The sequence below is a fragment of the Sulfitobacter maritimus genome, assembly GCF_013346665.1.
In the GTDB taxonomy this organism is placed as follows: Bacteria; Pseudomonadota; Alphaproteobacteria; order Rhodobacterales; family Rhodobacteraceae; genus Sulfitobacter; species Sulfitobacter maritimus.
Window position 1 is genome coordinate 15,375 of record NZ_JABVBB010000023.1, and the last position, 20,875, is coordinate 36,249.

21 protein-coding genes and 1 pseudogene are annotated in these 20,875 nt (G+C 58.6%); 11 read left to right on the plus strand and 11 right to left on the minus strand.

All coding sequences use genetic code 11. The features are described from left to right. Positions 1–78 precede the first annotated feature (78 nt). On the plus strand, positions 79–528 hold the full coding sequence (locus HTT03_RS07285; RefSeq protein WP_174859214.1) for a MarR family winged helix-turn-helix transcriptional regulator: 450 nt from the start codon (positions 79–81) through the stop codon (positions 526–528). Next, the gene (gene maiA / locus HTT03_RS07290) at positions 525–1,145 is read left to right on the plus strand and encodes a maleylacetoacetate isomerase (protein WP_174859215.1); all 621 of its coding nucleotides are present in this window, start codon (positions 525–527) and stop codon (positions 1,143–1,145) included. The genes HTT03_RS07285 and maiA overlap by 4 nt, the downstream gene beginning before the upstream one ends. A gap of 42 nt (positions 1,146–1,187) precedes the next feature. Here maiA and HTT03_RS07295 read toward each other — a convergent pair. The 8 genes and pseudogenes from HTT03_RS07295 to HTT03_RS07330 form a co-directional block, all read right to left on the minus strand. Continuing rightward, positions 1,188–1,511 (minus strand): annotated as a pseudogene (locus HTT03_RS07295) (IS6 family transposase); the annotation flags it as partial. 211 nt (positions 1,512–1,722) lie between these two features. Continuing rightward, on the minus strand, positions 1,723–2,610 hold the full coding sequence (locus tag HTT03_RS07300; RefSeq protein ID WP_217482765.1) for a DUF1684 domain-containing protein: 888 nt from the start codon (positions 2,608–2,610) through the stop codon (positions 1,723–1,725). A gap of 60 nt (positions 2,611–2,670) precedes the next feature. Then, positions 2,671–3,981, minus strand: a complete 1,311-nt coding sequence (locus tag HTT03_RS07305) for an acyl-CoA thioesterase/bile acid-CoA:amino acid N-acyltransferase family protein (RefSeq protein WP_174859216.1) — start codon at positions 3,979–3,981, stop codon at positions 2,671–2,673. Between the two features lie 91 nt (positions 3,982–4,072). Next, entirely contained in the window at positions 4,073–4,987 is a 915-nt protein-coding gene (locus HTT03_RS07310) for an Ldh family oxidoreductase (protein WP_174859217.1), read from the minus strand. Next, on the minus strand, positions 4,984–5,703 hold the full coding sequence (locus HTT03_RS07315; RefSeq protein ID WP_174859218.1) for a GntR family transcriptional regulator: 720 nt from the start codon (positions 5,701–5,703) through the stop codon (positions 4,984–4,986). The genes HTT03_RS07310 and HTT03_RS07315 overlap by 4 nt, the downstream gene beginning before the upstream one ends. Positions 5,704–5,727: 24 nt before the next feature. After that, a complete protein-coding gene (locus HTT03_RS07320) occupies positions 5,728–6,543 on the minus strand; it encodes an ABC transporter permease (RefSeq protein WP_174859219.1) in 816 nt (271 codons plus the stop codon). Between the two features lies 1 nt (position 6,544). Continuing rightward, positions 6,545–7,348: an ABC transporter ATP-binding protein gene (locus HTT03_RS07325; protein WP_174859220.1), complete on the minus strand. Its 804-nt coding sequence runs from the start codon at positions 7,346–7,348 to the stop codon at positions 6,545–6,547. Continuing rightward, positions 7,348–8,364, minus strand: coding sequence for an ABC transporter substrate-binding protein (locus HTT03_RS07330; protein ID WP_174859221.1), 1,017 nt, complete (start codon positions 8,362–8,364; stop codon positions 7,348–7,350). The genes HTT03_RS07325 and HTT03_RS07330 overlap by 1 nt, the downstream gene beginning before the upstream one ends. Before the next feature lie 370 nt (positions 8,365–8,734). Between HTT03_RS07330 and HTT03_RS07335 the strand changes: the two genes are divergently transcribed. Then, complete coding sequence (locus HTT03_RS07335; RefSeq protein ID WP_174859222.1) at positions 8,735–9,916, plus strand: IS256 family transposase; 1,182 nt, start codon at positions 8,735–8,737, stop codon at positions 9,914–9,916. Positions 9,917–10,547: 631 nt separating this feature from the next. On the opposite strand, the gene HTT03_RS07340 is transcribed toward HTT03_RS07335, so the two are convergent. Beyond that, entirely contained in the window at positions 10,548–11,648 is a 1,101-nt protein-coding gene (locus tag HTT03_RS07340; protein ID WP_174859223.1) for an IS30 family transposase, read from the minus strand. Positions 11,649–11,915: 267 nt separating this feature from the next. Continuing rightward, positions 11,916–12,722 carry a lysophospholipid acyltransferase family protein gene (locus HTT03_RS07345; RefSeq protein ID WP_343035730.1) on the minus strand — a complete coding sequence of 269 codons (807 nt, stop codon included), beginning with the start codon at positions 12,720–12,722 and terminating at the stop codon, positions 11,916–11,918. A gap of 567 nt (positions 12,723–13,289) precedes the next feature. Between HTT03_RS07345 and phnC the strand changes: the two genes are divergently transcribed. The 5 genes from phnC (at position 13,290) to HTT03_RS07370 (ending at position 17,906) form a co-directional block, all read left to right on the plus strand. Then, on the plus strand, positions 13,290–14,084 hold the full coding sequence (gene phnC / locus HTT03_RS07350) for a phosphonate ABC transporter ATP-binding protein (protein ID WP_174859225.1): 795 nt from the start codon (positions 13,290–13,292) through the stop codon (positions 14,082–14,084). A gap of 46 nt (positions 14,085–14,130) precedes the next feature. Continuing rightward, positions 14,131–15,039, plus strand: coding sequence for a phosphonate ABC transporter substrate-binding protein (gene phnD / locus HTT03_RS07355; protein ID WP_174859226.1), 909 nt, complete (start codon positions 14,131–14,133; stop codon positions 15,037–15,039). Positions 15,040–15,112: 73 nt separating this feature from the next. After that, complete coding sequence (gene phnE, locus HTT03_RS07360) at positions 15,113–15,991, plus strand: phosphonate ABC transporter, permease protein PhnE (protein ID WP_174859227.1); 879 nt, start codon at positions 15,113–15,115, stop codon at positions 15,989–15,991. Then, positions 15,988–17,292, plus strand: coding sequence for a phosphonate ABC transporter, permease protein PhnE (gene phnE / locus HTT03_RS07365; RefSeq protein ID WP_174859228.1), 1,305 nt, complete (start codon positions 15,988–15,990; stop codon positions 17,290–17,292). Before phnE (HTT03_RS07360) ends, phnE (HTT03_RS07365) begins: the two co-directional genes overlap by 4 nt. Further along, positions 17,292–17,906: an LbetaH domain-containing protein gene (locus HTT03_RS07370; RefSeq protein WP_174859229.1), complete on the plus strand. Its 615-nt coding sequence runs from the start codon at positions 17,292–17,294 to the stop codon at positions 17,904–17,906. Before phnE (HTT03_RS07365) ends, HTT03_RS07370 begins: the two co-directional genes overlap by 1 nt. On the opposite strand, the gene phnF is transcribed toward HTT03_RS07370, so the two are convergent. Beyond that, on the minus strand, positions 17,903–18,616 hold the full coding sequence (phnF, locus tag HTT03_RS07375) for a phosphonate metabolism transcriptional regulator PhnF (protein WP_174859230.1): 714 nt from the start codon (positions 18,614–18,616) through the stop codon (positions 17,903–17,905). The genes HTT03_RS07370 and phnF overlap by 4 nt on opposite strands. 100 nt (positions 18,617–18,716) lie before the next feature. Between phnF and phnG the strand changes: the two genes are divergently transcribed. Genes phnG through HTT03_RS07390 form a run of 3 tightly spaced genes read left to right on the plus strand, consistent with a single transcriptional unit; the run spans position 18,717 to position 20,835 of the window. Further along, complete coding sequence (gene phnG, locus HTT03_RS07380; RefSeq protein ID WP_174859231.1) at positions 18,717–19,175, plus strand: phosphonate C-P lyase system protein PhnG; 459 nt, start codon at positions 18,717–18,719, stop codon at positions 19,173–19,175. Then, the gene (gene phnH, locus HTT03_RS07385) at positions 19,175–19,735 is read left to right on the plus strand and encodes a phosphonate C-P lyase system protein PhnH (RefSeq protein WP_174859232.1); all 561 of its coding nucleotides are present in this window, start codon (positions 19,175–19,177) and stop codon (positions 19,733–19,735) included. The genes phnG and phnH overlap by 1 nt, the downstream gene beginning before the upstream one ends. Continuing rightward, entirely contained in the window at positions 19,735–20,835 is a 1,101-nt protein-coding gene (locus HTT03_RS07390; protein WP_174859233.1) for a carbon-phosphorus lyase complex subunit, read from the plus strand. Before phnH ends, HTT03_RS07390 begins: the two co-directional genes overlap by 1 nt. The last annotated feature ends 40 nt before the right edge of the window (positions 20,836–20,875 follow it).

Below are 20,875 nucleotides of genomic sequence, written 5' to 3' on the forward strand. Positions count from 1 at the left end.
AGGTTCATAGCATCCGCAATGAAATCGCTTGCGTCGGATACCGGCATCGGTCGATACTTCTTATGAAAGGATTTATTAATGCCGGACGACGCCCCCCCCCTGCCCGAGTTCGATCTCTACAGTTTTACGCCCTACCGTCTGGCCGTCGCGGCGAAGCGGACGAGCGAAGAACTCGCCCGAAAGTACCGCGAACGGTTCGGCATTTCGATTCCCGAATGGCGCGTTCTGGTGCACCTCGCCCATTCGGGAAAGGTCTCGGTCCGCGACATTGAGGCCCGGGTCGCGATGGAAAAATACGAGGTCAGCCGCGCGGCCAAACGCCTGCGCGAGGCAAACCTGATCGAACGTAAGGAAAACCCCACTGACCGGCGCCTGGTGATCCTGACCCTGACTCCCGCAGGGCGCAAAATGATGGCCGAACTGCTGCCACTGGCCAAGTCGCACCAAGCCGCGCTCGAAGCCCGGCTAGGAGACGCCTTCGAACAACTCGAAGCTGGGCTGGAACAACTACTGAAGGAACCTGAATGATCACGCTTTACGATTACTGGCGCTCCTCGGCGAGCTATCGGGTCCGGATTGCCCTCGGCCTTGCCGGGCTGGGTTGGCAAACGGTGTCGGTTGATCTGCTGGCAGGCGAGCATAAAGCCGCGGCGCATCTCGCACGAAACCCGCAGGGTCTTGTTCCCGCGCTAGAGATCGATGGACATTTACTCACCCAGTCCTTGGCCATCGTCGAATATCTGGACGAGACGCGGGGCCTAGGGCTTTTGCCTAACGACCCCTCCCAGAAGGCTCGTATTCGAGCCAGTGCCCACGCCATCGCGGTCGATCTTCATCCAATCTGCAATCTCGGCCCCGCCCGCCATGCCGTGTCGCAGTCCGCTGGAGGCATCACGATGGAAAGCTGGATGCAGCATTTCATCGCCCCCGGCCTCGCCGCTTTCGAGGTCATGATCGACGGCGGGACGTATTGCCACGGGGAGAAGATCACGCTCACCGACATCTGTCTAATGCCGCAGGTCTATAACGCCAACCGCTGGGGCGTGTCTTTGGAGAGTTTCCCGAAGTTACGCGCAGCGATAGAGGCGCTATCCGTCCATCCCGCATTCGCGGCTGCACATCCGGATCAAGTACTACAATCTTAACAGGCATTTGCCTTCCGCAACTTACCGCGAAAAAGTTTGCGACAGATCCAATACGTCTCCGTTCGCGTCGACCGCCCGCCAAAGCCAGTGTTTCCGCCCGCGGATTGAGATGACCACTTCGTCCAAGTGCCATTTGCCGGACGGAGCTGGGCGATCGCGACGGATCTTGGCCGCGATCTGCGGTCCAAACCGTTGGCACCAAACCCGGATGCTTTCATACGAGACGATCACACCTCGTTCGGCCAGAAGATCTTCGACATCGCGCAAGCTCAGGGCAAAGCGATGGTACGCCCACACAGCATAGGAGATGATGGACCGAGGAAACCGGAATCCCGTCAAGCGGAGTTGTGAACCTTGGCGGATCATCCGCAAGCGCTATGCGTGAACCGAAGCAACACCAACAACCTGACAATGCCCCGCAGCACACTACCGCAAATCTCGGGCTGACGCATTCAGCCTGTGGATCAACTATGCGACTGAAATGGCTGCCTGAACGGAGCGCGCTTCTTGGTCGCGTCCCGACAGAACAACCTGACAAAGCCCTTGAGTGTGTTCAAAATCAGCAGAATGCGGCCTCTCACGCCCGCTGTTTGTTCGGCTTATAGGTCATCGTTCTTGCGATTTCCTGGATGGGACGCTTCTCGCCAGCCAGAACATCGAAGTCGAGTTGGTTTTCGGGGGGAACAAGGGGACAAGTCACAAAGTTAGTAAAGGCGCAGGGTAAGGCGACTGCATAGTTGAAATCTATCCAGTCGATACGTTGATTGGCCTCATCTGAGAACTGGAGTTCAACAACCCGCCCCGCCCCATAGGTGATCGGCCCGCTGGTGAGGTCGCGGATATGGGCAACCGGTTGAACACCCGTTTCGGTATCTTTCCCGATCAAAACGATCTCATAGGGCTTTCCTTCATGTTGGAATGCGAAGGTGCCGACACGGGGGGTGGTCTCGCGCACGCCCACTTCGACAGTCTCAGCTTCAAAATCGACCCGCTTACTTGGCGTAAAGACACCGGGGATACGCCAGGCTGGATCGTAGTCGAAACTGCTAACATTTGCGTCTTCAGCGCGTGTGGTTTCTCTGGGGTCGCGCACCCGAACGGCATAGAGGCGCCGTCCATCGTCACTTGTACGCACCACGGTCTCGACTTCATTGATCCCAAAGTAGACCGGAACGCTTTGCCCGTGCCCGTAGGTTTGATTGCGCCCTGGGACGATCTCAATCGGGGCCGTGGGATAGGCGCCATTTACCGAAAGGTTTGGTCCAGAAGCCGCGGGCGTGTAGATCACCTGTCCAGCATCGGCTGACCATGTTCCAGGGAGCAAATCAAATCTTACGTCACGATCCCCCTCTTCAAGCCAGTATTGTGCGACAAGCGATGTCCAGCCATATGGTCGAAACATTGTCGCGACATGAGCGTGACGCCATTCGCGCCACTGCCCTTCCAGATGTTCAGTTGTAATCACAGTTTCATTCCTCAAGAGTTTTTTCCGTGTCAGATAATGTGCGGTGAGAACGGCGTGCCCTTACTTTTGAGTCGCATCATTCAGGAAGTTCAGCACACCCCGCCATGATCCCTCATCTGCTTTGGCATTCCCCGACGGGGTGCCGCCGCTGGTAAAGGGGACCTTCGAGACAGGATGCATGGTGCTCAACTGTGTTGATGGCACAAACGGCAGGTTGATTGAGTGGCCTGCATCGTTAAAATCCAGATGGCTGACTTGATGGGGGTGTTGCGACCGCTTCAGCGTCGACACCACCATGCGAGAGTACAAACTGGACGGCCAAGCGCGGTCGTCGCGCCCTGAGATCAGCAACACTGGGCCCTCAATCTTTTCCACAGGGATGCGCGCACGCGCTGCAAGATCGCGGTCTTTGAGACCTTCAAAAAAGACCGAGTGGTGACGATCAGGTGGGGTATCGCCATGCCAAGGATGCCAATGGACGGCTTTGTTGTCTTGCCACAGATGGGTCAAAGGCTGACCGTCTTTTGTCCAAGTAACACCTTGCCAGCCGCCACGTTCGGGATCTCCAGCGCCTTGGGCGCCGTGCACCATTGCACCAGGGACATAAGCAATCACAGCTGAGACCAAATCTGGATAAGTGGCGCCCAAAAGCAGAGAAAGCTCACCCCCGCGAGATTGCCCGCTGACGGCGACAAAGCCGTCACGGGGGTGCAGTTCTTTGTGCGCCCACCGAAGTCCCGTCTCGAAGTATTCAAGCGGCGTTTCGGTAATATAGGGCGACAACCCAGGGGCTTTAAAATAGCCAAGCGCGAATGCCTGATAGCCATGGGACGCATAGAGTGCGCCGCGCGGCTCATTTATTCCGCCGCTGGATCCGCTCAGAACCACAACGACCGGATGTGGGCCGGGCCCTGGGGGAGTGAACACGGTTCCCACCAGGCCGTCTTCACGGATCTCACGTCTTGTGACACCAGGCCCAGCAAAGCGCTGGATCAAGTCGGCTTGTGCGCTGCGGCCGTCGGCAGTTTCTACTGTCAGCGTGGTTTGGAGCGGATCCATCACATTGTCCGCAAAAATATCCTTTCCGACAGTATCGGATCGTTGTTGGCCCCAAATCAGGCCCATAGCGGAGACTTCGGCATAGTCCCCGCCCACGGGGGCATCACGGCTAAGGTCCACGACGCCAAGACTATCGGCTAAATATGTTGCTTGGCTGTCCCAATAGCCGCCGCCCGTGCGCTGCGTTTTGGCCGAAATCGCCACCAATTCGTCAGGTACGAGACCTGAGACTGTGATTTGGCGCGACTCATCAATCAATCCGTCGGCAGGTTGAACCGTAAGGGTCGGCGTGGTTGCGTGCGTCGTGGTCATGTGAGTGTGCCATCCTTTCGCGTTGGTAGGTCGGTGCGGTGTTTGGAATGCATGATCCCCGCGGGGCGCCGCAAAAAAGAGCCGTGCTGCATCAGCTTTCTCCTTTTGGGGTCATCTGCGAAAGATAGGCTGTGAGACGCTGTTCGAATTCTCGACCGAGAACCGCGTCAGGGGGCATTCCGCCGCCCCGTGGCCAGTGCCCCCCAGCTGCCGACCAATCCTGTTGCAACTGGCAGAGCTTTTCTTCCCATTGGGCTTGCTCACCCGAAGCCGCAGGATCGATTGCGAGGATTAATACACCGCGACCCTTGGGGTCATCGCGGCCGCCGGTGAGGATGCCGCTCAAAAGCTCAACCGTCAGCCCCACAAGTGATCCTATCTGGCCGCCGCGCGGCAGCAATGCTGCCACTTGTGAGGCTCGAAGGGTCGGGTTTCCTGCGCCGTCTACGGCAATGCCTTCGGTTAAGTCTGTGCCCTCGGCACTCGCCCGGCGTATCTCGGCCATCGTGGCGGTGCTGGTTGCAATATCGATCGCCACTCGGTCGCCCCCCTGCCCCAGAGCAATTGCGAAAGGGTTGGTGCCGATCAAAGGCCGGTTTCCGCCATGCGGGGCAACGAACGGAGGCCCTTGTGCACACATCATACCCACAAGTCCCGCATCAGCGAGATGGCGCACAAAGGGCGCAAGGCGGCCAAAGCCTCTCACGCCGCGAAGAAATACTGCCGCGACACCGAATTCTTCTGCAACGCAAGGTAAGTCCTGGGTCGCAGAGGCGATGGCCAGAGGCGAAAAACACTCTGAGCAATCATGCCAACTGACAGCGCTCTGGCCGAGGATCTCAGGCATGGTCCGAGCGGTATTGGTCCATTCGTCCAGCATTGTGATGCCGAACCGGGGTTGTCCGAGCACATCCGCTTCAACCAGCGCCGATGCCGCAAGTTCGGCCTTTGCATCCCCGCCGAGGGCTAAAGACAACTTCTCCACCGCTTCGCGCGCCGCAATCATCGCCCCACCTGCCCGTCTGGAAGACGCCCCGGAACAGGGTTTTCTGACAGATAGCCAAGTGTCATTAAGCGCTCGATCAGAAAGTCTCGGCTGCTGCTGATATGGGCTGCCTCGATCGCCGCCGCCCGGTCTCCATCGCCAGCTTCAATCGCGTCTACCAGCAACGTATGTTCGTCCGAATGCTCGCCAGCTTTGACCGAGAAATCGATAGCAAAGCGGACGAGCCGTTCGAGTTCATCGAACAAGGTCTCTGAGAACGTCACCAGCCGCTGGTTGCGGCTGCATTGTGCGATTGTCACATGAAAGCGCCGCGCCACCTGTTGCATCGCCCCGACATCAAGCGGGCTTTTATATTCATCCACGATGGATCGAAGCTGAGCGATGTCTTCTGGCCTGGCGTAACGGGCAGCTTGTCGCGCTATATGCGGCCCGATCGCCGCTCTGAGATCGAGGAGTTCGTGTACGCCTTGGAAAGTGATTGGTGCCACGCGATATCCACTACGCGATTGGATCGCGACAAGCCCGTCCGCTGCAAGTCTTTGCATTGCATCACGCACAGGCGTTCGGGAGACATCGTACTCGCGGGCGATTGCGCCCGCATCAAGCATTGTCCCCGGTGAGATCTCGCACCGAATGATCGCTTTGCGAAGGGCGAGGTAAATCCGCTGAGAGATTGGCGGCAAGTTTCTTGCAGCCTGATTTGCATCACTGGTCATGACTACCTACTCATCAGACGATGATTATTGCTTTGCCCAGGGCACAAGATGTCGTTCCAACGCCTCAATCAAAAGGATTGTTAGGTATCCCATGAAGGAGATCACGACGATGCCGACGAACATGCGCGACACGGCGAAGGTCTGCCAAGATGCCCAGATGAAAAACCCGACCCCGCTGCGGGCACCAAGAAACTCTGCGGCGGCGATGATAATGTAGGAAGATCCGGCAGCGAGCTTTAACCCGGTAAAAATATTGGGCAAGGCGGCAGGGAGCGCGATATGCCGAAACGTCTGGAACCGTGTGGCCCCCACATTCTTCGCCACATCCATATAGATCTGCGGTGCCTGCATGACACCTCCCAATGTATTGTAAAACATCAAGAAAAATACGCCGATTGCGATCAAGACATATTTAGACATGTCGCCAACGCCAAAGATGAGCAAGATGAGCGGCAAGATCGCAATCTTGGGGACGGGGTATAGCGCCGCAAAGATCGGTCCCAACAGGCGGCGCGTCGTCTGCGACAAACCAAGCATGAGCCCCAAAATAACGCCGGGGATGGCCCCCATCGCATATCCAATGCCGACCCTGCGCAGGGTCGCACCAATATGATCAAACAACTCAAGACTGACAATCATGCTCCACGCCGTCTGGGCGATTGCACTGGGGGCTGGGAAGAAACGACGGTCGATCAAATTGAGCTGGCTGGAAATTTCCCACAGCAACAAAAGCAGAAGAGGGCTGAAGAGTGACGCGCGTCGGAACAACCGTTCGCGCCGGGCCGGAGACTTCAACCGATGCATTTCTTCGTTGGTTAGAGGTCTGGAGCTCGTGTTCATTCTATGCCCCTCCCGGAGAAGCCAAGAGGTTCCAAACCTCATAGGTCAGATCCCAAAAGCGCTTGTCTCGGCGCATTTCCACAACATCGCGGGGCCGCTCAAAAGGTACTTTGAGATCTGCAACCAAGGTTCCTGGACGCGGCGACATGACTAGAACGCGATCGGCCAGTGTAAGCGCCTCGTCCACACTATGGGTGATGAAGACAACCGTTTTACGGGTGGCCTCCCAGATGCGAAGCAACTCTTGCTGCAGCACCAATCTGGTTTGCTCATCAAGCGCCCCAAAGGGCTCGTCCATCAGAAGAATATCGCGATCATCGGCCAAGGCGCGCGCCACAGAAACGCGTTGTCTCATGCCGCCCGAAAGCTGGCTGGGACGGGCGTTTGCAAAACTGGTAAGTCCCGTTAAGGCCAGCATTTCTTCCACGCGGGCTTTTTGCTGCGCCTGTGGTGTGCCCTTAAGCTTCAAGGGCAGGGCCACGTTCTGTGCAACAGTCAGCCATGGAAGGACTGAGGCTTCTTGAAAAACCATCGCTGGCGCATCATCGGTATGCAGCTTCACCTCACCGCTGAGCTTGCTTTCTAAATCAGCCAGAATGCGCAGAACGGTGGTTTTGCCGCAGCCGCTCGGCCCGACGATGCAGACAAACTCACCGCGCGCGACAGAAAAACTGAAGTCGGAAACCGCCAGGGTGACGCGATCAGCATCGCTGTTGTAGAAGGCCTTGGTCAGGGTGGTGACTTCGATCGCTGGCGGCGCACAAACCACTTTGGGCTTCGGCGTTTTTTGAAGGGCCGCTGTCATCAGGGAGTGCCTTTGAGAAGCTCATTCGCTTGCTTCAGAAGATCCACGCGGTAAACGGCTTCGATATTGGCTTCCCCCTCATAGGCAAGGGATCCACGCTCGCGAAAGAAGGTCTCTTGCGCGCGTACAGATGTCATATCGATGGCGCCATCTTCGGGGCGGATCGTATAGGGTATGCCGTGCAGAATGTCAGGTTCGGTGCCTGTGTAATTTGCCACAATGGCAACGATCTCATCGTCCTCCCAACCGCCATTGTCGAGCTGGCGCGCCGCCTTGAGATAGCCTGCCATAAAGGCAATGACTGCGTCTTCGTGGGCGTCAACAAAGTCTTGGTTAAATGCGATGAAGCCAAGTTCTGTGCCGAAAGTATGATCATCTACCAAACGGCGCCCAATCCCCTCTTTCTCGAGCTGATGGGCAAAGGGTTCGATGCTCCAACCGGCATCGAGTGCGCCGTTGACAAAAGCAGGGGCCGTCGCAGGGGGCGGCAGGAAGACCGCTTCCACGTCATCAACTGTCAAACCACCTTTTTCGAGCGCTTTAGCCACGGAATACATGCCAAAACCGCCGGGGCCAGGAATGCCAACACGCCGACCCTTAAGATCAGCAACGCTTCTCACGCCCTCATCCCAAGCTGTTTGAGAAACCATAAAGGGCGACGGCGAGGGCACGGTATCAGGCATGCGTGCCAGCGTCGCGATGATTGAGACTGTGGCGCCTCGGTCAAGCGCGTTGAAAAGGCTTGCTCCCCAAGTGGCCGCGCCCGCCTCAATATTCCCAGAAGCGAGTAGTTGAATGGTTTCAGCAGTACCGCCCTTGGGCGACAAGGTGACATCGACACCAAAGTCGTCAAAGTAGCCCAAGTCTTTTGCCACAAAAAACGGAGCATAGTCAGCGAAGGGCGAATAAAGAAACTCGATCTGCGGGTGATCTTGGGCCCAGCTTGGCAGAGCCGCAGTAGCTAAACTGGCAGCGGCTGCCGCTGCAATGAGATGACGACGGCTGAACAAAGGCATTCGAAATTCTCCCTGATGGCCAAAATGGCCGTTGGATGCAAAGCAATCAACACGCCGTAGCTCTCCCTAAGCCGAAGACGCATGCTTAATATCCGAAACGCTACATCTGATGTATCAGACAGGCAAGTTAATATTTTTGTGCGTTCGTGTTTGAACTTTAGACCAGTCTCTCTGGATGGGTCCGTTGCATTAACTTTGCAAAGCAGTAGCCTATACGGTGTTGTCAACTTAACTCGCCAGCGGTGGTGTAACTTCAGGTCTGGAAATTCATTTGATGCTGGCGCCATGAGCTTCTGCCGGGGCGCGCCCCGGCAGAAGCTGCCCATTCTGGTATTCCATGGAAGTGCAAACTCATCATGGAGACGGACAAATGGACGAGCGACAGGATACAACGGTTGAGGCCCTCATGGAACATCTGATCGAGCACGGCCCCAACGACATGGCGACAGTGTTCGCGCGAGCGTTCGAGTTGGCGATGCAGATAGAGCGTGAGCGCTTCCTCGGAGCTGGCCGCTATGAGCGCACGCCCGGACGGCAGGGGTATGCCAATGGCTACAAGCCAAAGCGCATCGACACACCCGCAGGCACGGTCTCGGTGCGGGTGCCCAAGACTGCCGATCATGATGGTCAGCCGTTCTACCCGCAATCGCTGGAGCGCGGGCGGCGCTCGGTGCGAGCCGTGATGCTGGCAGTGGCTGAAATGTATGTGAAGGGCGTTTCCACCCGTGAGGTTGAAGCGGTGATGCGTGAGTTCGGGATCGAGAGCCTGTCCTCCAGTCAGGTCAGCCGCGCTGCAAAGCTGCTCGATGACGAGCTCGCAGCATGGCGCAATCGGCCTCTGGGCGAGATCAAATATCTGATCCTCGACGCCCGATATGAAAAGATGCGCCATGGCGGGATCGTGCGCGACGCTGCGGTGCTCTCGGCAATCGGGATAGGCCCAGATGAGCGTCGCCGGGTGCTCGGCGTCTCTGTGGCCCTGTCGGAAGCCGAGGTGCATTGGCGCGCCTTCCTCGAGAGCCTCCAAGCTCGCGGCTTGCGCGGCGTCCAATACATTGTATCTGACGATCATGCCGGACTGCGGGCCGCGCGCAGGGCGGTCTTCGGCGGGGCCACATGGCAGCGCTGCCAATTTCACCTCGCCCAAAACGCCATCCATCACACGCCGAACCTTGCCGTTCGCAAGCGCATCGGTGCCGAACTCCGCGAGATCTGGAACGCGGCTTCCCTCGACAAGGCCGAAACCAGCTTGGCCGAATTGGTCACCGATTATCGCGATGCAGCGCCGAAACTTGCTGCATGGCTGGAGGAGAATGTCCCTGAGGGCCTCGCCGTCTTCACCCTGCCAAAGCACCACCGTCGCCGCATGCGCACCTCCAACCCGATGGAGCGCAGCGTGCAGCAGGAGTTGAAACGTCGCACCGTTAAGGTCCGGGTATTTCCCAACGCGGCCGCCCTCGAGCGCCTGGTCAGTGCCGTGCTGGTGGAGATCGACGACAAATGGGCCGCAGAACCCAAGGCCTACATAAAGTGGGAATGCCAGGATGCGTGATCATGGTGTCAGAGAATTTCCAGACCGCAGGTTGCACAATCTCGAACAGAAATCGGCGTATCGCAACGGCGGCATTTCGTCGACCGCTGCCAAACTGCTCGAGTGAATTGGTAGTGACAACTTGGACAGCGTCCGGCGGCGGCGCGCGGGACCCTTGCAGCACAGGAAGGGCAGCGTGCGGGAAGCCTGAAAGTCATAGCACATCTCCGCTTTGGCATTTTGCACCGAACCCACGGCACGCGTCGGGAGGTTTCACATCGTGATGGCAGCAAACCATGCTATTATTAACCTTTGACGACAGCAGGAGAGCTTTCCGATGAACTCTAAACCGCAATTTATCGCCGAGGTTGATACCGCTGGGAACGTATTGTGGGTCTGGCACAAGCCGGCCGGGACGCGAAAGTGCCATCACATAAAGGACTTCGTAGGTGCCAGACGCCAGATTGAAGAGGCATCTTGTCATGGAGCCTCCTGCACCTCCATCCGTGCTTGGATTGAGAATCGCGCCCTTGCATCCACACTTACACATAAACATGGAAAGCGTTGATAGAACTCTGGTTGGAAGACATCTCCAGACCTTGGGTATCTAACTGCCTGACCTCTGGTGAGAAGACAGGATGGATTCAGGCGGTCACTGCAACACCTGCTCTAACTTACACGCTGGTGTGAGGAACCCTAAGGTTTTCCGTGGCCGATTGTTGAGTTGGTTTGCGACCTCATCCAACTGTTCCTGAGAGTAGTTGGAAAGGCAGGACCCTTTCGGGAAGTATTGGCGCAGCAGACCATTGGTGTTTTCATTTGTTCCTCGTTGCCATGGACTGCTTGGATCGCAGAAGTAGACGTCAGTGTCAGTCGCAACAGGGAACTTCTGATGAGAGGCTAATTCGGTTCCCCGGTCCCAAGTAAGGCTTTGCTTCAGTTGCCTGGGTAGTTTGGTCATTTGACGGGCCAAAGCAGGGACGACGGTATCAGTCTTCTTGCCATCGACCTTCACCAAGAGCGTGAACCGGGTTTGGCGCTCGACAACAGTGACGATGTAGCTGTTCTTCGATCCGCAAATGAGATCACCTTCCCAATGCCCCGGAACTGCGCGGTCGTCGATGGCAGCAGGCCTTTCCCGGATGGATACTCCTTCGACAATTTGCTGCCCTGATCCTGGTTTGTGAGCTTTGGCGTGCCGGAATTTGCGCTTACTTCTAAGATGGTTGCGCAACTCTTTGCGCAAAAGACCACGTGTTTGTACGAACAGGCTTTTGTAAATTGTTTCGTGAGACACACGCATTCCTTTTGTGTCCGGATACGTCAGCTTGAGCCATCCCGCGATCTGCTCAGGGGACCAGTCTTCACAAAGCTTGGCATCAACGAGATCTCTCAGCATTGCGTTTTCGCCTAATAAGAACGGCTTTGGGCGCTGCCCACGGCACCAGGCAAATTTATCTGCAATGATAGCACGATACAGATTCCTTCCGCCGTTTTTGTTGATCTCCCGACTTACAGTTGAAGGACTGCGGCACAAAATACTGGCGATAAATCGAATGCTATATCCATGCGATATGCCACGCGAAATCTCCTCACGCTCTTCTAAACTCAGCGCATCAGTGCGCCTAAACCGGTGACGCGGTCTAATGCCGCCATGATACTGGAGATACGAGAAAACGGTAGCAGGAGGCTTGTCGATAACGCGAGCGATATTTGCCATCGGCGTTCCGCGTTCCCACTCGCGCCAAATCACTGATTTCTTTTTGTTCGTCCATCGGCAGCGGCTTAGTCATCAACACAGTCCTCAAATGCAAAGGTTCATACTGTGTTGCAGTGACCGCCTGAATCCATCAGGTTCGAAAGAAGAGACGCACACTTGGCCACCTGGCCGGCCTGATTCCCACCCGCAAGAGAATATCGCTTTCGCAACAGTTTCTCGGCGGTCCGGCACGCACGGGTTGTTTTCGCAGTGACCTTCCTCAGCGCCCTCCAAAACAGATCAGATAGAGATTATCGAGCTCTATGCTCTGTATTTCGCCTCGAACTCATAGCCATAGCTTGTGCGACCCGCGCTGCTCGGCGCGAGACTGTAAGTGGCATCGCGCAAGAAATCCATTAGCGAAGCCGGGTCGGTCGCAAATCGCGAAATCTCTTGAGGCGCGATCGGATCACCGATCCCCAACTTCACGAGTTTGTCGGTGCGACGATGGAATTCCTTGACAAGAAGCGCCATGCGAAGTGTGTAGTTCAGATGACTGGCAAGCTGAAACAACTGTGAGTTACTTCCATCGAAAAAGACGGGCACGACCGTAGCGCCTGACTTTGCAATCATTCGCGCTGTAAAACGACGCCACACCGGATCCATCGGGCGTTTGAATGGCCTCGCAGAAGTAGAGACGGTGCCGCCTGGAAACACCCCGATCGCGCCGCCGCCGCGCAGGAATTCAAGCGCTGCTGCACGGCTGTTCAAATTGAGTTTGATCGCGTCGTCCGACTGATCGAAACAAATTGGAAGGACCGCTCGCTGAAGATCCGGGGCATTTCCGAAAACACTGTTCGCCAAGATCCGGAAGTCACCCCGCCTTAGAGCAAGGAGGTAACCCAGTATCATCCCGTCAAGTATGCCGAAGGGATGGTTGGCAACGACCACCAGAGGGCCGCTGGCGGGAATATTCGCAACACGGCCGGCGATCACATCGAGGCTTATGCCATAGCGCTCGATCATAATCTGCCAAAAATCACCACCCCGGGCGAGATCGTCGTGATATCCTCTGGCACGACGGATAAGCCCCAAGCGTCCGGTGGCGTTCTCGACGACTTTGATCAAGGCTCGGCCTGAGCGAGTCTGTGCAGAGCCTGAGTACGAAATATCAGCTGTACTGTTGTTCATCTTCGCGATGCGCTTTCTGACGTGGTCCCGTACCGCACCTATCAGAGTGTCGTAACAATCTTATGACGCGCCTGAAATCTATGGCACTGCAACTGGTGGTGGCTGGAAGCGTCCGCGCATTTCATCAGACTGTCACAAAGAGCGCCTATCTTGCAGTTGTCGTGGGGGCGGCGCACGAAGTCTGTTTCAGCATGAAGTCATTTTACCCCGCTCCGCTTTCACGGCACCCATTGCCCCGGTCGTGCGGTATTTGCTCTCCCACCACCTGATACGCGTCCGGATTGGTGTCCAAGCTCATCTCGGTTTCGCTCAAGAGGTGACGCCTGGGAAAAAGCAGCCATTCGGACCCTGGCCAAGGTAGCCAAAACCGACGCCCAATTTGGCCTCGTCCCCCCGCATGCCCATTGGTTCCCGAAAAACTCGCACGTCACAAAAGTTTCGCGAAGCTTAAACAGTCGTGACATACGAAGCTGCGATAGCTCGCCCCGCAAACCCGGGGGACTTATGCTCGTCATTTCTGAACTCACCAAAACATTCGGCGCGAACACGGCGGTGGCCCGTGCCAATCTGAAGGTCGATAGACCGCAGATGATCGGCATCATCGGACGCTCAGGCGCGGGAAAATCTACTCTGCTGCGGATGCTTAACCGGCTAACCGATGCCTCCTCGGGGCAAATCCTGTTCCAAGGGCGCGATGTGACAGCGCTGCGTGGTGCCGCGCGGCGTGGCTGGCAGGCGGAATGCGCCATGATCTTTCAGCAATTCAATCTCGTTCCGCGGATGGACGTGGTCTCGAACGTGCTGCACGGCACGCTCAACCGCCGCTCGGTGCTCGGCAGCATCTTCAACCTCTACCCGGATGCCGACATCACCCGCGCGATCGAGATTCTGGACCGGCTGGGAATGGCGCGGCACGCGCCCAAACGGGCCGAAGCCCTCTCCGGCGGGCAGCAACAGCGTGTCGCCATCGCCAGAGCGCTGATGCAAGACCCGCGGATCATTCTGGCCGATGAACCCATCGCCAGCCTCGACCCGATGAACGCTCAGGTGGTGATGCAGACACTGCGCCGCATTCACGAGGAAGACGGTCGGATGGTCATAGCAAACCTGCACACTCTGGATACCGCCCGTCGCTATTGCGACCGCGTGGTGGGGATGCGCGACGGTCAGATCGTCTTTGACGGCACCCCGGAACAGCTGACCACGGGCATGGCCCGCGAAATCTACGGTGCGAGCGGCAGCTTTTCCGAAGCCGCCACCTCCACCGAGATCGAAACGCTGGACAAAGTGCCAGCCTGACACAACCCGCCCCATGGGGCATTTCATCGAGAACGGAGACGACCCTATGAAAAAGCTCATCGCCGCCGCTTTGGCCACCACGGCCCTGTCCGGTGCCGCAATGGCACAGAGTGCCGAAATCAACGAATTCCGCATCGGTATCCTCGGCGGGGAAAACGCTCAGGACCGGATGAATTCCTATGAATGCCTGCGCGGATACACCGAAGAGCGCCTTGGCGTGCCGACCAAACTCTTTGCCCCGGCTGACTACAACGGCGTGATCCAGGGCCTGCTGGGCGGGACACTGGATATGGCATGGCTCGGCGCCTCGGCCTATGCCGCCGTCTACCTCCAAGACGCCGAAGCGGTGGAGCCGGTTTTGGTCAAGATCAACCTCGATGGTTCCTACGGCTACCACTCCATCGGTTTCGCACGAAAAGACGCTGGCATCAGCGATCTTGAGGATATGAGCGGCAAGGTCTTCGGCTTTGGCGATCCGAACTCCACCTCCGGTTACCTGATCCCCTCAATCGAAATTCCACAGACAACCGGTGCCACAATGGAATCCGGCGCCTACTTTGGCGAGGTGAAATTCACCGGCGGTCACGAGCAAACCATCGTCGCGGTCAACAATGGTGACGTCGACGGCGGTGTCACCTGGGCCGACGGCCAGGGCAACTGGGAAGACGGCTACAACTCCGGCGCGCTGCGCAAGGCGGTGGACGCAGGCCTCGTCGACATGAACGATCTGGTCGAGATCTGGCGCTCAAAGCCGATCCCCGAAGGCCCCGTCGTGCTGCGCAAAGCCCTGCCCGACGACGTCAAAGCGACCATGACGCAACTGGTCGACGAACTTCATGAGAAAGACCCGGATTGCGCCTATGGCGTGGCGGCCGGCGAAAGCCTTGGCTTCGATCCAATCGACCACGAAGCCTATGTCTCCATCGTCGAAGCGCGCAAGGCGAAATCCAACTGATCATAAAGATCACGAGACATCTTGCAGGTCCCGACAGTTCGTGTCGGGACCTGTCGTCATAGAGGGACGACAAATGCACCAGACAACCGATGCGCCGCAGATCACAGCGGACTACCTTGCCCACGCCTGCCAAAAGCGGATGATGAACATGATCCTGCTTGTCGTTTTTGTGGCCCTGCTGATTGGCGGCTTCGGAACCGCCAATGCCCGCAATGCCGGTGGGTTCTTGAACGGGCTGCCAAATGTCTTTGATTTCCCTGCGGATGTGCTGGGCGAGGCATGGGAACGCGCGCATCTGCTGCCGGGCTACTTTTTGAAGTACTTGCCCTCGCTCATCGAGACCGTCAACATCGCAGGAGCCGCGACGCTAATCGGCGCGCTTCTTGCCTTCTTCGGCGCGCTTCTGGCAACCCGCGGCTTGGCCCCCGCGCCTCGGCTTGTCGCCCCTTTGCGTCGTGTGCTCGACGTGCTGCGGGCCGTGCCCGAGATCGTCATCGCGCTTGTGTTGATCTTCTTGTTGGGCGGTGGTCCGGTGCCCGCCATGATCGCCATCGCGCTACACACAGTGGGCGCGCTTGGCAAACTTTTCTCCGAAGTGAACGAGAACGCCTCTCTTAAACCGGTGGACGGGCTTGAATCCGTGGGCGCCGGTTGGCTTCAGCGCATGGTGCTGGGCGTCGTGCCGCAGGTCGCGCCCAACTACCTATCTTACGCGCTACTGCGGTTCGAGATCAACATTCGGGCCTCCGCCATTCTCGGCTTCGTCGGCGCGGGCGGCATCGGCTATGACCTGCGCAACACGATGTCTTGGGGCCAGGGTAAGTTCGATGAAGCGGCAGCAATTTTCCTGCTCATCTTCGGCACCATCATCATCGTTGATCAGGTTTCGAGCCATTTCCGGAACAGCCTGACCCACGGCCGCGCCTATCAGGACAAGGGAGCCATCCTATGACCGATCTTACCGCTTCCAGTTCAACCACCCGGCAAACCGCCCGCCGCAGCTTTCGCCGCAAACGCATTGCAGGTCTGACCGCACCCGTACTGATCTTGGCATATCTAACCTATGTCTTCGTGGCATTCGACGTCGCCGGCCTGGGGGAGAGGATCAACGTTTCCAACATGAAAACGCTTGTGGCCGATAGCTACAGCTACAAGACCCATGTCGCCCGCGACAACCGCAATGGCGAGATGGAGATCGCCATCGAAGGTGAGCGCAAGGGCCGCTACGCGCCAGGCCAGGCGCCGAGCTGGGTCATCTTGGGCGAGACGACACGTGTCGAACTGGGCAATGGCCATGTTGTCGAGCTGGGGCCTGAAGTGACCTATGACGTGCCGGGATACGGGCTGATTACCGCCACTCCGGGGCGCAGCGGCGTCAACGCCACCCTGCCCGAAGGCCCGCTACCTGAGTGGATCAATGCTTCGAAGAACCGCCTTGCTGTCACCACCGACGCGGGCCGACTGACGATCACCCGAAATCGCGCCGAAGTCTTTCGCTACTTCAATGGGTGGGAGCTGTTCTTCTTCACTCTCGACAGCCCCTATTATGGCATGTCCCCGTTAGACCTTTTGCGCAGCGGCGACTACGGCGCAATCTGGCAGGACTTCTGGACAAACAAGATGTGGCGTCACGGCGATGTCGCCTGGGCTCTGGTCGAGACGGTTCTGATGGCTTTCCTTGGCACCTTTGGCGCGGCGATGATCGCCTTGCCGCTGGGGTTTCTGGCGGCCAAGAACTTCTCACCTCTGGGCGGGCTGCGCTTTGCGGCACGGCGTCTATTCGACTTCCTGCGCGGTGTCGACGGGCTGATTTGGACCATCGTCCTGTCCCGTGCCTTTGGGCCCGGCCCATTGACGGGATCGCTGGCAATCCTGCTGACGGACACCGGCACCTTCGGGAAGATCTTTTCGGAGGCGCTGGAGAATGTGGACGACAAACAGATCGAGGGCATCGCCTCGACCGGGGCCGCCCCTGTGCAGCGCTACCGCTTCGGCGTGATCCCGCAGATCACCCCGGTACTGCTGAGCCAAGTACTCTATTATCTGGAATCGAATACCCGCTCGGCCACAATCATCGGCGCGATCACCGGGGGCGGCATCGGTTTGCTGTTGACCCAAGCGATCATCACCCAGAAGGACTGGGAAGAAGTCAGCTATTACATAGTGCTGATCATTCTGATGGTAGTGGCGATGGACACCATCTCGGGCTGGCTGCGCAGTAAGCTGATCTCGGGCACAGAGGCGGGTCACTGATGGCACGTCTAAACCCCGATACGCCCTTTCTCCACCCGGACTGCGAGGTCAACGACACGCAGTTCGGGCGCTATGTCGAGATCGGGCGCGGCAGCCGGCTGAACCATTCCAGCATCAATGATTACTCCTATTGTGACCGCTGGTGCGACATTGCCAATACGCAGGTCGGCAAGTTCAGCAATATCGCCGCCAGCGTGCGCATCGGTGCGACGGATCACCCCATGGAGAAGGCCAGCCTGCACCATTTTCACTACCGGGCAGGCGACTATTTCGACGGCGCTGAGGACGATGCAGCTTGGTTCGCTCTGCGCCGCAGCCGCCGCACGGTGATCGGCCACGACACATGGCTGGGCCACGGCGCGCAAGTGCGGCCCGAGGTCAGCATCGGCCATGGAGCAGTGGTGGCGGGCGGGGCCATCGTCACCCGCGATGTCCCCTCCTACATGATTGTCGCGGGCATCCCCGCCAAACCTCTGCGCCGTCGCTTCTCCGAAGACGTCGCCGCACGGATGGAGGAGATGGCGTGGTGGGATTGGCCCCATGAGCGCTTGGAGACGTCGTTGCAAGACTTCCAAACTTTGGCAGCCGAGGCGTTCTTGGAGAAATACGGCTAATCCTCGAGGTTCAACGTCAACGTGACCCGATCGCCGGCAAACCATGTCGTTCCATACTCTACCGGCACGCCTTTCGGGTCGACATTGATCCCCTCGGTGCGCAAGATCGGCGCGCCCTCGGACAAGCGCAGATGAAGGGCTTGGGTGGCATTGGCCAGTTTCGCCGTCAGACGGGTTGAGGCGCGGGTATAGTCCGTTACCCCGCCCGCCGCCAAAGCGGATGTGACGGAGCGGCTGGTCTCGAGCACCGCCAGGAGCTTCGGCAAGCGCGCGGCGGGAAACAGGCTGCGAAAGATCGCGATAGGCTGGTCATCGGCCAGCGACAGACCCTCATAGACATGCACCGGCGCCTTCTCTTCCAGACCCAACTGCACGGCCTCGTGGGCCGAGGCCACGCGTGTCTCGAGCGTCAGGATTTCCTTGGCGGGCACACGTCCCGCCGCCGCGAGGTTCTGATGAAAGCGCACCCGTTTGCCGATCGGATATTCCGTCGGCCGCTGCGCCACGAAGACCCCCGCACCCCGGCGGCTATAGGTCAGCCCATGATCGTTCATGTCGCTGATCGCCCGGCGCACCGTGTGGCGGTTTACCCCGAACCGCGCGGAGAGCTGCGCTTCAGTCGGCAACCGATCACCAGGGGCATACTTGCCCGAGGCAATGTCGTGGATCAGCGTTGCGGTGATGTTTTTCCAAATCGCGGTACGGGCCATGTCGCAGAAGTTTCACATTTCCTTGCTTGCGCCGACGGGAGGACAGCGGCTAATAGTTGTATAGTTGTATAGCAATTAGACAAGTATGCAAGGTGTCTAAATGACGGTAGGACCCGACGAAGAAACCCGCGACCGAAAAACATGGATGGGCATCCTCGCCCGGGCAGAAGCGGGCGACCTTGCCCGGCTTTGGCAGGACTTAGGACCTGCGCCCGCGCATGACGTGCTCCGCGCGCCCGAGATCGGGGGCATCATGCTGCGCGGTCGCATGGGCGCTGTAGGCGACGCCTTCAACATGGGCGAAATGTCAGTCACGCGCTGTTCGGTTCGGCTCGCGAATGGCCCTGATGGCCACGCCTATGTGCAGGGACGCAGCCGCACGAAGGCGCTGCAGGCTGCCTTGGTTGATGCCCTGATGCAGAGCGGTGCTGCAGATGCGGTTCGCACCAAACTTCTTAGCCCTCTCGCGGAGATCGAGGCGAAACGCCGCGCAAGCCGCGCTGCCAAGGCCGCCGCTACAAAGGTCGACTTCTTCACCATGGTCCGGGGAGAAGACTGATGCAGAGACCATCGCTTACCGGCGGGTTTCGCGACGCGCCCAAAGACGCCGCATTTGCCTTTCGGGCAGTGATGAACACTATGGCCAAACCAGGTGAAATTAACAGTGTCACCGGCGCCGAACCGCCCGCGGGCCTTTCCATCGCCGCAGGGGTTGTTCTACTGACGCTCTGCGACCCCGAGACGCCGGTCTACCTTGCGCCCCGCTTCGACCTGCTCGAAGTGCGCGACTGGATTACCTTCCACACCGGCGCGCCTTTCGTTGCGGCCAGCGCGGCGCACTTCGCCTTGGGAACATGGGGGGAACTGCCGCTTGGCGACTTCCCCGTCGGCAGCGCGGCCTATCCGGACCGCTCTGCCACGCTGATCGTCGAGGTGGATGATCTACGAAGCGAAGGTGCAACCCTCTCCGGCCCCGGCATCAAGGACAGCGCGGCGCTGTCGCTGCCCGACCGCGCGGCCATCCAACAGAACGCGGCGCTCTTCCCGCGCGGTTTGGATTTCATTTTTACCTGCGGCGACCGTTTGGCAGCGCTGCCCCGAAGCACAAAGGTGTCCTGATGTATGTAGCGGTGAAAGGCGGAGAGAGGGCGATTGACAACGCCCATGCGTGGCTCGCCGAAGAGCGGCGCGGCGACGCGCGCGTGCGGGAACTGAGCGTCGCGCAAATTCGCGAGCAGATGACATTAGCGGTGAACCGGGTGATGGCCGAAGGCTCGCTTTATGATCCGGACCTCGCCGCACTTGCGATCAAACAGGCACGTGGCGATCTGATTGAAGCCGTGTTCCTGATCCGCGCCTATCGCACCACCCTGCCGCGGTTCGGAGCCTCTCGCCCAATGGATACCGCGGCAATGGCCTGCGACCGTCGCGTCTCGGCCACCTTCAAGGACGCCCCGGGCGGCCAGGTGCTGGGGCCGACATTCGACTACACCCACCGCTTGCTGGACTTCAAGCTCGCCGCCGATGGCGAGGTCCCCTTCGCCCCCGAATTGGCCGATGCGGAGCCATCCAAAGACACGCCGCACATCATGGAGTTCCTCGACCGCGAAGGGCTTATGCAGCGCGACACGGACGGCCGAACCCCGCCGCGCGATCTGACCCGCGAGCCGCTGGAACTGCCCGCCACCCGCGATCTGCGCTTGCAAGCGCTGACCCGAGGCGACGAGGGCTTCGTGCTTGGCATGGCTTATTCCACGCAACGTGGCTATGCGCGCAACCATGCCTTCGTCGCGGAACTGCGCATCGGCAAAGTGGCGGTCGAGATGGACATTCCCGAACTGGGCTTCGCCGTTGAGATTGGCGAGGTCGAGCTAACCGAATGCGAAACAGTGAACCAGTTCGCGGGCTCCAAGACCGAGCCCCCGCAGTTTACCCGGGGCTATGGGTTGGTCTTCGGCATGTCAGAGCGCAAAGCGATTTCCATGGCTCTGGTCGATCGGGCCCTCCGCTGGGAGGAATTGGGCGAAGACAACCTCGGCGCGCCTGCACAGGATGCGGAATTCGTTCTGTATCATGCGGATAACATTCAGGCGACGGGGTTCTTAGAGCATATCAAGCTCCCCCACTACGTCGACTTTCAATCGGAACTCGAACTGATCCGCAAGCTACGCCGCGAAGCGACGGCGGACCGTGGCGCGCACCGCGCGGCGGCGGAATGAGGCTTCCATGACTCAGATCGAACAGGACAAGAATGCACCG

Coding starts and splice junctions, on each gene's coding strand:
- HTT03_RS07285 (WP_174859214.1), top strand. CDS start 79: ATGCCGGACGACGCCCCCCCCCTGCCCGAGTTCGATCTCTACAGTTTT.
- maiA (WP_174859215.1), top strand. CDS start 525: ATGATCACGCTTTACGATTACTGGCGCTCCTCGGCGAGCTATCGGGTC.
- HTT03_RS07305 (WP_174859216.1), bottom strand. CDS start 3,981: ATGACCACGACGCACGCAACCACGCCGACCCTTACGGTTCAACCTGCC.
- HTT03_RS07310 (WP_174859217.1), bottom strand. CDS start 4,987: ATGATTGCGGCGCGCGAAGCGGTGGAGAAGTTGTCTTTAGCCCTCGGC.
- HTT03_RS07315 (WP_174859218.1), bottom strand. CDS start 5,703: ATGACCAGTGATGCAAATCAGGCTGCAAGAAACTTGCCGCCAATCTCT.
- HTT03_RS07320 (WP_174859219.1), bottom strand. CDS start 6,543: ATGAACACGAGCTCCAGACCTCTAACCAACGAAGAAATGCATCGGTTG.
- HTT03_RS07325 (WP_174859220.1), bottom strand. CDS start 7,348: ATGACAGCGGCCCTTCAAAAAACGCCGAAGCCCAAAGTGGTTTGTGCG.
- HTT03_RS07330 (WP_174859221.1), bottom strand. CDS start 8,364: ATGCCTTTGTTCAGCCGTCGTCATCTCATTGCAGCGGCAGCCGCTGCC.
- HTT03_RS07335 (WP_174859222.1), top strand. CDS start 8,735: ATGGACGAGCGACAGGATACAACGGTTGAGGCCCTCATGGAACATCTG.
- phnC (WP_174859225.1), top strand. CDS start 13,290: ATGCTCGTCATTTCTGAACTCACCAAAACATTCGGCGCGAACACGGCG.
- phnD (WP_174859226.1), top strand. CDS start 14,131: ATGAAAAAGCTCATCGCCGCCGCTTTGGCCACCACGGCCCTGTCCGGT.
- phnE (WP_174859227.1), top strand. CDS start 15,113: ATGCACCAGACAACCGATGCGCCGCAGATCACAGCGGACTACCTTGCC.
- phnE (WP_174859228.1), top strand. CDS start 15,988: ATGACCGATCTTACCGCTTCCAGTTCAACCACCCGGCAAACCGCCCGC.
- HTT03_RS07370 (WP_174859229.1), top strand. CDS start 17,292: ATGGCACGTCTAAACCCCGATACGCCCTTTCTCCACCCGGACTGCGAG.
- phnF (WP_174859230.1), bottom strand. CDS start 18,616: ATGGCCCGTACCGCGATTTGGAAAAACATCACCGCAACGCTGATCCAC.
- phnG (WP_174859231.1), top strand. CDS start 18,717: ATGACGGTAGGACCCGACGAAGAAACCCGCGACCGAAAAACATGGATG.
- phnH (WP_174859232.1), top strand. CDS start 19,175: ATGCAGAGACCATCGCTTACCGGCGGGTTTCGCGACGCGCCCAAAGAC.
- HTT03_RS07390 (WP_174859233.1), top strand. CDS start 19,735: ATGTATGTAGCGGTGAAAGGCGGAGAGAGGGCGATTGACAACGCCCAT.